This is a genomic window from Streptomyces sp. NPDC047014 (assembly GCF_040644195.1).
Taxonomy (GTDB): domain Bacteria; phylum Actinomycetota; class Actinomycetes; order Streptomycetales; family Streptomycetaceae; genus Streptomyces.
This window is the reverse complement of record NZ_JBEYVX010000140.1, coordinates 1-9,100: the sequence shown is the minus strand read 5'-3', so window position 1 is coordinate 9,100 and position 9,100 is coordinate 1. Positions and strand designations below refer to the sequence as shown.

At 72.1% G+C, this 9,100-nt stretch carries 10 protein-coding genes and 2 tRNA genes; 1 reads left to right on the top strand and 11 read right to left on the bottom strand.

What is annotated here, in order from left to right:
* Window positions 1-58 precede the first annotated feature (58 nt).
* The 8 genes from ABZ873_RS33030 to ABZ873_RS32995 form a co-directional block, all read right to left on the bottom strand.
* Window positions 59-131, bottom strand: a tRNA-Ala gene (locus ABZ873_RS33030).
* A 131-nt stretch (window positions 132-262) separates the two neighbouring features.
* Window positions 263-496 carry a hypothetical protein gene (locus tag ABZ873_RS33025; RefSeq protein WP_008738908.1) on the bottom strand — a complete coding sequence of 78 codons (234 nt, stop codon included), beginning with the start codon at window positions 494-496 and terminating at the stop codon, window positions 263-265.
* A 143-nt stretch (window positions 497-639) separates the two neighbouring features.
* A tRNA-Ala gene (locus tag ABZ873_RS33020) sits at window positions 640-712 on the bottom strand.
* 123 nt (window positions 713-835) lie between these two features.
* On the bottom strand, window positions 836-1,492 hold the full coding sequence (locus ABZ873_RS33015) for a histidine phosphatase family protein (protein WP_360880195.1): 657 nt from the start codon (window positions 1,490-1,492) through the stop codon (window positions 836-838).
* Complete coding sequence (gene rsfS / locus ABZ873_RS33010; RefSeq protein ID WP_136215683.1) at window positions 1,489-1,935, bottom strand: ribosome silencing factor; 447 nt, start codon at window positions 1,933-1,935, stop codon at window positions 1,489-1,491. The genes ABZ873_RS33015 and rsfS overlap by 4 nt, the downstream gene beginning before the upstream one ends.
* A 66-nt stretch (window positions 1,936-2,001) precedes the next feature.
* Entirely contained in the window at window positions 2,002-3,678 is a 1,677-nt protein-coding gene (locus tag ABZ873_RS33005) for an LCP family protein (RefSeq protein WP_360880192.1), read from the bottom strand.
* A 25-nt stretch (window positions 3,679-3,703) separates the two neighbouring features.
* Window positions 3,704-4,321: a nicotinate-nucleotide adenylyltransferase gene (gene nadD, locus ABZ873_RS33000; RefSeq protein ID WP_360880189.1), complete on the bottom strand. Its 618-nt coding sequence runs from the start codon at window positions 4,319-4,321 to the stop codon at window positions 3,704-3,706.
* A 36-nt stretch (window positions 4,322-4,357) separates the two neighbouring features.
* Window positions 4,358-4,525: a hypothetical protein gene (locus tag ABZ873_RS32995; protein ID WP_360880186.1), complete on the bottom strand. Its 168-nt coding sequence runs from the start codon at window positions 4,523-4,525 to the stop codon at window positions 4,358-4,360.
* Between the two features lie 139 nt (window positions 4,526-4,664).
* On the opposite strand from ABZ873_RS32995, the gene ABZ873_RS32990 reads away from it, so the two are divergent.
* Window positions 4,665-5,798, top strand: a complete 1,134-nt coding sequence (locus ABZ873_RS32990) for a M48 family metallopeptidase (protein WP_360880184.1) — start codon at window positions 4,665-4,667, stop codon at window positions 5,796-5,798.
* Here ABZ873_RS32990 and ABZ873_RS32985 read toward each other — a convergent pair.
* From ABZ873_RS32985 to ABZ873_RS32975, 3 genes are all read right to left on the bottom strand, one after another.
* Window positions 5,782-6,909: a hypothetical protein gene (locus ABZ873_RS32985; RefSeq protein WP_360880181.1), complete on the bottom strand. Its 1,128-nt coding sequence runs from the start codon at window positions 6,907-6,909 to the stop codon at window positions 5,782-5,784. The genes ABZ873_RS32990 and ABZ873_RS32985 overlap by 17 nt on opposite strands.
* A gap of 68 nt (window positions 6,910-6,977) precedes the next feature.
* Window positions 6,978-7,541: a hypothetical protein gene (locus tag ABZ873_RS32980; protein ID WP_360880178.1), complete on the bottom strand. Its 564-nt coding sequence runs from the start codon at window positions 7,539-7,541 to the stop codon at window positions 6,978-6,980.
* 76 nt (window positions 7,542-7,617) lie between these two features.
* Window positions 7,618-8,922, bottom strand: coding sequence for a glutamate-5-semialdehyde dehydrogenase (locus tag ABZ873_RS32975; RefSeq protein WP_360880175.1), 1,305 nt, complete (start codon window positions 8,920-8,922; stop codon window positions 7,618-7,620).
* Window positions 8,923-9,100: the final 178 nt, after the last annotated feature.

Below are 9,100 nucleotides of genomic sequence, written 5' to 3'. Positions count from 1 at the left end.
CGTCGCCCCGACCCAGGTTCCGGGCCCCCCCGCCGGGGGGGGCCCCGCTTCCTCACTGTGGAGCTAAGGAGAATTGAACTCCTGACCTCCTGCATGCCATGCAGGCGCTCTACCAACTGAGCTATAGCCCCTTGCTGTGTTTGCCGCTCCGGTTTCCCTTCCCGGTTCCCCTTGGCGACGTCCCAAACATTACACGGTCATGGCCCTGGTCCAAAAATCGGTTTCCGCCGACCGAAGGCCATGTCCGTTTTGCAACTGTTCGTCACGCTCGCGCGAACTGATAGAACCGCTTGAGCGTGCAGTGCTCGTCCAGCAGCCGACCGTAGATCGGCTCCCCCTCCAGCTCCCGGTACGTCTCGATCGGGTCGCCTTTTATGATCAGCGCCCGCGCGCATTCCTCGCACCAGTACTGGTAGTCGGGGTTGACCGGGTCCATGTCCCGGACGATCGGCGTGCCGTTGTTGCACCAGTCGCACCGGCGCCGGTGTGCACCCATCCGTCAGCGACTCCCTCCCGCGTCGGGCCGTCGACTCCCCCTCCGGCTGTCCGATTCTGCCACGCCGGTGCGGGCCAGGTCAGCAAACGCAAAGGGTACAAAAGCAAGGATCCCGCCCCCTGTTGGGGACGGGATCCTGATTGTGGAGCTAAGGAGAATTGAACTCCTGACCTCCTGCATGCCATGCAGGCGCTCTACCAACTGAGCTATAGCCCCGCTCTCCGCTGCGCTTCCCCCGTCTCCGGTGTTCTTCGCTGCGAACAAGAAGAACTCTAGCCTGGGACCAGCCGGAAAGTGAAATCCGGGCTCCGGCCCCGGTGGGAAGCGGCAGGGAGCCTGTCAGTCGTCGTCGCCGAGCACCGGTTCCGGCAGCGTGCCGGCGTTGTGCTCCAGCAGGCGCCAGCCGCGCGCGCCCTCGCCGAGGACGGACCAGCAGCAGTTGGAGAGCCCGCCCAGGCTCTCCCAGGAGCGCGCCTCCAGACCCAGCAGCCGGCCGATGGTCGTACGGATGGTGCCACCGTGGCTGACCACGACGAGGGTGCCGCCCCGGGGCAGCCGGCCGGTGTGCTCCAGCACCACGGGCGCGGCGCGGTCGGCGACCTCGGTCTCCAGCTCACCGCCGCCCCGGCGCACCGGCTCGCCGCGCTTCCACGCCGCGTACTGCTCGCCGTACTTCTCGACGATCTCCTCGTGCGTCAGGCCCTGCCACTCGCCGGCGTACGTCTCGCGCAGCGCCTCGTCGTGCGCCACGGGCAGACCCGTGACGGCGGCCAGCTCGGCCGCGGTGGCCGCGGCACGGCTGAGGTCGGAGGCGACGATGGCGTCCGGCTTCAGCGAGGCGAGCAGCCGGGCGGCGCGGCGCGCCTGCGCCAGGCCCGTCTCGGTCAGCTCGATGTCCGTGGAGCCCTGGAAGCGCCGCTCCAGGTTCCACGAGGTCTGGCCGTGCCGCCAGAGGACGATCTTCCGGCCGGGCCGGCCCGAGGTGGTCGCGCTCAGAAGAGATCACCGTCCAGCTCGTCGTCGCCCTGCGCCTCGCGGAGCTTGGCGTGCTCCTCGGCCTTGCCGATGGTGAGCTTGGCGTCCTCGGGGAGCTCGATCTCGGGGCAGTCCTTCCACAGGCGCTCCAGCGCGTAGAAGACCCGCTCCTCGCTGTGCTGGACGTGGACGACGATGTCGACGTAGTCGAGCAGGATCCAGCGGGCGTCGCGGTCGCCCTCGCGGCGCACCGGCTTGGCGCCGAGCTCCTTGAGCAGGCGCTCCTCGATCTCGTCGACGATCGACTTGACCTGGCGGTCGTTGGGCGCCGAGGCGAGCAGGAAGGCGTCGGTGATCGACAGCACGTCGCTGACGTCGTACGCGATGATGTCGTGCGCGAGCCGGTCGGCCGCGGCCTGGGCGGCGGCGGTGATGAGCTCGATGGAGCGGTCCGTGGCGGTCACTGGCCATGCTTTCGGGTTGGTGGGCAGATCCCTACAAGGGTCTCATGTACCGCCGACGGCACCCGGTCAGGAGGACTTGTAGTCCTTGCCGAGGATCACCACGACCTCCGCGTTCACCACGCTCTCCGCCTTCTTGACCACCGTCTCGGGCAGCCCCAGCGTCTTGGCCACCTCGATGGCCCGCTCGCGCTGCGTGTCGTCCTGGTAGGTGATCTGGGAGGTAGCCGCCGTCTTGTCGGCCTTGCCGCCGTCGACGAAGGTGTAGCCGCCGTTCTTGAGCGCCGCCACCGCCGCGACCTGCGTCTTCGCGTCGCCCGTGGCGTCCTTGAGGCCCACGCGCGGGGTGGCGCCGGGCTGCGCCGCGGCCCCGGATCCGCCCAGGACCTCCTTGACCACCTTGGTGCTGCTCTCGTCCGTGAGCGTCCCGTCCGCCTTCACCGCGAGGGCGTCGGTGCGGTAGGCGCCCACCTTGGCCCGCTCGCCCAGCCGGGACAGCAGCGCGCCGAGGGTCTGGGCGTTCAGCGCCGGGTCGAGGATCTGGCCGATGCTCTCGACCGTCACCGCCGCCGCCTTGGGATCGCCGGGGACCTTGCGCAGGACGGCGTGCAGCACCTTGCCCATGCGCTCCAGCTGCTTGGCCTCCGGCTCGCCCTGGGCCTTGTACGTGGCGAAGGCGACGGCCATCGGCCCGCTCAGGCTCTGCTTCTGGCCCTGGGCCACGGCGGGCGCCTTGGCCGCGTCGTCGGCCGGGACGGCGATGTCGGTGTCGACCTCGATGCCGCCGACCAGCTCGACCAGGTTCTCCAGGAAGGGGGTGTCCAGGCGCCAGGTGCCGCCGATGTGGGTGCCGAGCACCGCGTCGAGGGCCTCGCGCGTGCCGAGACCGCCCTCCTCGACCGCCTTGCCGAGCGCCGTGGGGGTGCCGTCCTGGGCGCTGACGGAGAGGGTGTTGGGCAGCAGGACGGTGGCGCCCTTCTTGGTGGTGACGTTGTCGACGAGCAGCGCCGAGGAGGTGCCGCCCTTCTTGGTGTTGTGCACATGTACGACGATCATGTCGCGCTTCTGCGCCCCGGCGTCGGCGGTCGGGGCGGCCTCGTTCCCGCCGGGCCCGTCGAGGAAGGGCAGCTTGCCCGCGTACCAGAGGTAGCCGACGCCTCCGGCGGCGAACAGGGCGAGGACGACGATCAGCGCGACCACCCGGTTGCGGCCGCGGCGGCGGGCCTCCTCGCGGCGCTCGGTGCGGCTCTCGGTGAACTTGAGCCAGTCGATGACGTCCTCGGAGTCCTCGTCCGGCTGGTCGATGAACGCGAACATCTCGGTGCGGTAGTCCCGGTCGTCCGCCTCCCCGCCGCCCGTGGCGGGCCGGCGCGGCTCGGGGACCTGGGCGGCCGGCGGCTCGGTGGCGGGTGCCTCCTGCGGCGCGGTGGCCGCCTGCTGCGGGATCCACTGCTGGGTCTGCTGCTGCGTGTGCTGCGGGGGCTGCGTGTGCTGTTGCTGGGCCTGCTGTTGCTGGACCTGCTGCTGGTCGTAGCCGTAGGAGGGCTGCTGCGCGTAGCCCTGCTGCGGGTAGTACTCCTGCTGCGGCTGCGCGTAGCCCTGCTGGTCGTAGCCGTAACCCTGCTCGTACGAGGTGGCCTGCTGGGCCGGTGCCTGGCCGTACACGGGCCGGCCGTACGCGTCGTAGCCGATGAGCTGCTGCTCCTGCGCGGCATACGGGTCGTACGGATCCTGTCGGTCGTTCACCGCGGGGCCCCTCTCTTCCGGAAGCTCAGGCTCCCCGGTACAGCTCACGCTTGTCGATGTAGCGCACGACGCCGTCCGGCACCAGGTACCAGACCGGGTCCCCCTTGGCCACCCGCGCCCGGCAGTCCGTGGACGAGATCGCCAGCGCGGGCACCTCGACGAGGGAGACCCCGCCCTCGGGCAGCCCGTCGTCCGTGAGCACATGGCCCGGCCGGGTGACGCCGATGAAGTGGGAGAGCGAGAAGAGCTCGTCGGCGTTGCGCCAGGTCAGGATCTGCGCGAGCGCGTCGGCGCCCGTGATGAAGAACAGGTCGGCGTCGTCGTTCAGCGCCTTGAGGTCCCGCAACGTGTCGATCGTGTACGTCGGCCCGCCGCGGTCGATGTCGATGCGGCTCACCGAGAACTGGGGGTTCGAGGCCGTGGCGATGACCGTCATCAGATAGCGGTCCTCGGCGGGCGAGACCGCCCGCTGGGACTTCTGCCACGGCTGGCCCGTCGGCACGAACACCACCTCGTCGAGGTGGAAAAGGGCGGCCACCTCGCTGGCGGCCACCAGGTGTCCGTGGTGGACCGGGTCGAAAGTCCCGCCCATCACGCCGAGCCGGCGCTTGACCGGACCGGTAGGCATCTCCTGCTCTCCCATGAGCGCAGAGCCTACTGGCCCGGCGGACCGGTCCGGCTAGCGGTCGCGGTTCAGGCGCGTGGTGATCCAGAGCATCAGCATCAGGATGACGAAGGCGGCGCCGCCGGTCAGGTAGGGGCTGAGGCTGTCGTGCTGGCCGCCGTGCTGCTCGGCCCCCTCCGAGGCGAGGACGACCAGGTTGTGGGCGGTGGAGGAGAGGCTCATCAGGCAGATACCTATCGAGTCGGTGAGCGGACGGAGACTTCGCTCACATCGTATGCGGGCGCCCGGGGCACGCTCGCGCCGACTCAGGCGTTGGAGAGGATAGACGCAGGGCCGCGAAGGCCGACAAGGGGAGGGTGCAATGACGGAGACGGGATTCGAGAAGGTGCCGGCGCGGGACCGCAGGAGGTTCCCCGGCATCTCCTCACGGGCGTACGAACACCCCGCGGACCGCTCCGCCCTGGTGGCGCTGCGCAAGCTCACCGGATTCGACACGGTCTTCAAGGCCGTCAGCGGGCTGCTGCCGGAGCGCAGCCTGCGGCTGCTGTTCCTGTCGGAGTCGGTGCGCGTCGGCGAGACCCAGTTCCCCGAGCTGTACGCGATGCTGCGCGACGCCTGCTACATCCTGGACCTGGAGAAGGTCCCGCAGATGTATGTGCAGCAGGACCCGCGGCCCAACGCGATGTGCATCGGGCTCGACGAGCCGATCATCGTGGTGACCACGAGCCTGGTCGAGCTGCTGGACGAGGAGGAGATGCGGGCGGTCGTGGGCCACGAGGTGGGCCACGCGCTGTCGGGGCACTCCGTGTACCGCACGATCCTGCTGTTCCTGACGAACCTGGCGCTCAAGGTGGCCTGGATCCCGCTGGGCAATGTGGCGATCATGACGCTGGTGACGGCGCTGCGGGAGTGGTTCCGCAAGTCGGAGCTGTCGGCCGACCGGGCCGGTCTGCTGGTGGGCCAGGACCTCCAGGCGTCGATGCGCGGGCTGATGAAGATCGCGGGCGGCAACCACCTCTCCGAGATGAACGTGGACGCCTTCCTCGCCCAGGCCGAGGAGTACGAGGCCAGCGGTGACCTGCGGGACTCGGTGCTCAAGATCCTGAACCTGCTGCCGCGGACGCACCCCTTCACCACGGTCCGCGCGGCCGAGCTCAAGAAGTGGGCGGAGAGCCGCGACTTCCAGCGGCTCATGGACGGCCACTACCCGCGCCGTGACGAGGACAAGGACACCTCCGTCACCGACTCCTTCCGGCAGTCCGCCGCGCACTACGCGGACTCGGTGCGCACCAGCAAGGACCCGCTGATGAAGCTGGTGGGCGATCTCGCGGGCGGCGCGGGCGACCTGGGCGGGCGGCTGCGCGACAAGTTCACGGCCGCGGCGGCCGGCGGGAGCGCGGCGGGCAAGGAGAAGAGCGGCGGGGGCGACGGCACCGCCCCCGGCGGCCCGAAGGGCGGCGCCGAGGGCGAGGAGGGGGCTACGGGGCGGGGCTGACGGGCCGGGCCTCCGGCGCCGTCGCGGAGGGCGGCGTCGCCAGCACGCCGCACAGCCCGGCGGTGCGCCGCGGCCGGCCACTGGCGTACGGATCGCTGGCCGCCGGGCCGACGGTCGTGGGGCTCGCGCCGGCCAGGAGCGGGCGGAAGCCCGCGGCCGGATCGGCGGAGCAGTCCTGCGGCCCCGCCATCACATAGGCCGAGGCCAGCTCCAGCCGCCGGGCCGCCAGGTCCTCCCGGTCGAAGCGCAGCCGCAGCTCGCGCCGCACGGTGAACAGCGAGGCGCCCTCGGCCGCCGCCGGGGCCCCGGTGGCCGGCCGTACGGCGTACACGAAGGTGTGGTCGGTGGTGACCTCCAGCAGGTCCGAGGTCACCTCCTCGAAGGCGAGGGTGCCGTTCACCCGGACCCGCGGGTCGGCCATCACGGCGGTGGCCGGGTCGAAGCGGACCAGCCAGCCGGTGGCGGCGTGCCGCCCGTCCCCGGCGGGCGAGGTCATGCTGCGGTCGAACTGCTCCACCTGGTCGGGATCGAGCAGCACCCGCACCGGCCGGGCGGCGGCCCCGGCCAGCACGTCCGGGTCCAGCGAGGACTGCACCAGGTAGTCCTTGGCGATGGACAGGGCGGTGACGATCTGGACATCGGTGAAGTGGTGGGTACGCCGCACCGCGGGCAGGGTGATCCCCGCCGCGCCGACCCGGTAGTCGGCGGCGGGGCTGTCCGCGTACAGCTCGGGCGGCAGCCCGCCGGGCACGGGGGCCGTCGGGGCGAGTGGCACGACGGTGCTGGTCAGCGGCCGGGCCGGTCCCCCGGGCGGCGGCACGTAGGGATTCCGCAGCCCCATGTACACCGCTGCCGCGAAGGCAGTGGCGATGAGCAGCACGAGCAGCATGCCCTGCCGGGCGCCCCGGCCGGGGGTGCTGGTCCGGTTCGGGGCGCCGCCCGACCAGACGGACCGGCTGCGCACGGCCCGCGCGTGCTCGCCCATGCGCTCCTGGGCGGAGTACTCCTGGAGCCGGGCGGCCCGGACGAAGTCCTCGTCGAACACCACCGACCGGTAGTCGTCGTCACCGCCGTCGGGGCCCTTGTCGGGTGGATCTCCTGGTACGGCCATCGCTTCTCCCCGCTGTCCCCGCTCCAGAGAAGCCCCCGGCTCATGCGATCGCGCGCGGGGTCGTACTTTCAGGGTTGGCGGACTGAGGGGTAGGTAAACGCGCCGACGCCGGTGACTTCCCGTCCGGGTGTACTCGCGGGCGCCGGAGCCGGGTCGGAGTCGCCCGAGGCGCTGCGGTACACGGCGCTGAACGCGAGCGCCACCATGCCGAGGCCCATCACGAAGGCCAGCACCCACGCGACCGGGCGCAGCCACGGGGCGCGGCCGCGGTACGGGCGCAGGCTGCCGCCGTAGGCGCCGTACGGGCCGTAGGGGTAGCCGCCGCGGTCGTGGCTCCAGCCGTGTTCCCAGCCGTGCTCGTCGGGGTCGTAGCCGTCGGGGTGGCCGTATCCGTAGCCGTCGTAGTCCTCGTCGGCCGTCCAGCCGCCGGGGAGGGCGCGGGCGGCTTCCGCCTCGGCGCGTGCCCGGTCGGCCGCCCGCTGGCGCTCGGCGGCGCTCGGTTCATGGATCTCGGCGCTCCGGACGAAGACCTCGTCGAACACCACGGAGGCGAAGTCCTTGTCCGCGCCTCCGCGGTCGTCGTCGGGCTCCCCGCCGTCCGGGAACGGCTTGCCCCCCACGTCGTCCGGCACGGGACCAGCGTAGACCTGGGGGGCCTCTTTGGGCAGGGTGTACGCCGATTCCGGCCACCCCGTGTTCGCCCGGCGACTACCGGATGTGACCGTCGCCGGTGACGATGTACTTGGTGGAGGTGAGCTCCGGAAGCCCCATCGGGCCCCTGGCGTGCAGCTTCTGGGTGGAGATGCCGATCTCCGCGCCGAAGCCGAACTGGCCACCGTCGGTGAACCGGGTGGAGGCGTTCACGGCGACGGTGGTGGAGTCGACCAGCTGGGTGAAGCGGCGCGCCGCGGCCTGCGAGGTGGTCACGATGGCCTCGGTGTGGCCGGAGGTCCAGCGGCGGATGTGGGCGACGGCGTCGTCGAGGGAGTCGACGACCCCTGCGGCGATGTCGTAGGAGAGGTATTCGGCGGCCCAGTCCTCGTCGGTGGCGGGCAGCGCGGTGGCCTTGGTGCCCTCGGCGGCGGCGAGCACGGCCGGGTCGCCGTGGACGGTGACCCCGGCGTCCGCGAGCGCGTCGAGCGCGCGGGGCAGGAAGGCGGCGGCGATGTCCCGGTGGACCAGCAGGGTCTCTGCGGAGTTGCAGACGGAGGGCCGCTGGGCCTTGGAGTTGATGAGGATGTCCACGGCCGTGTCCAGGTCGGCCTGGGCGTCGACGTAGACGTGGCAGTTGCCGGTACCGGTCTCGATGACGGGGACGGTGGACTCCTCGACCACGGTCTTGATGAGGGAGGCTCCGCCGCGCGGGATGAGGACGTCGACGAGGCCGCGGGCGCGCATCAGCTCGCGGACGGAGTCGCGGGACTCGCCGGGGACGAGCTGCACCGAGTCGGCGGGCAGGCCGGCGCTCTCGACGGCGTCGCGGAGGATGCCGACGAGGGCGGTGTTGGAGGCGTAGGCGGAGGAGCTGCCGCGCAGGAGCACGGCGTTGCCGGACTTGAGGCAGAGGGCGGCGGCGTCCACGGTGACGTTGGGGCGGGCCTCGTAGATGATGCCGACGACACCGAGCGGGACGCGGATCTGCCGCAGGTCGATGCCGTTGGGGAGGGTGCCGCCGCGGACGACCTCGCCGACCGGGTCGGGGAGGGCGGCGACGTCGCGCACGTCGGAGGCGATGGCGGCGACCCGCTCGGGGGTGAGGGTGAGGCGGTCGATGACGGTCTCGCTGGTACCGGCGGCGCGGGCCTTGCCGGTGTCCACGGCGTTGGCGGCGATGATCTCGGCGGTACGGGCCTCCAGCGCGTCGGCGATCGCCAGCAGGGCCGCGTCCTTCGCGGACCGCGGGAGGGGGGCGATGGCCGCGGAGGCGGTCCTCGCGCGGTGGGCGGTGGCGAGGACCGGCGAGGTGGCGGGGGTGGCGGCGGAGGTGGCGGTGGCGTCGTCGAGCGAGGTCATGCGGCCAGGGTAAGCCCACGGGGGTGGCCGGCCGGTGGGGGTTCCGGCGGGCGAGACGGGGGCGTTGACCGGGCGGGCGGGGGCGGGCGGGGTGCCGCTGCGCGGAGCTGCTCCCCGCCCCGCCCTTTCGCCGTTTCGGGGGGGGGGGGGGGGGGGCGGGGCGGGGGCGGGGGCGGCG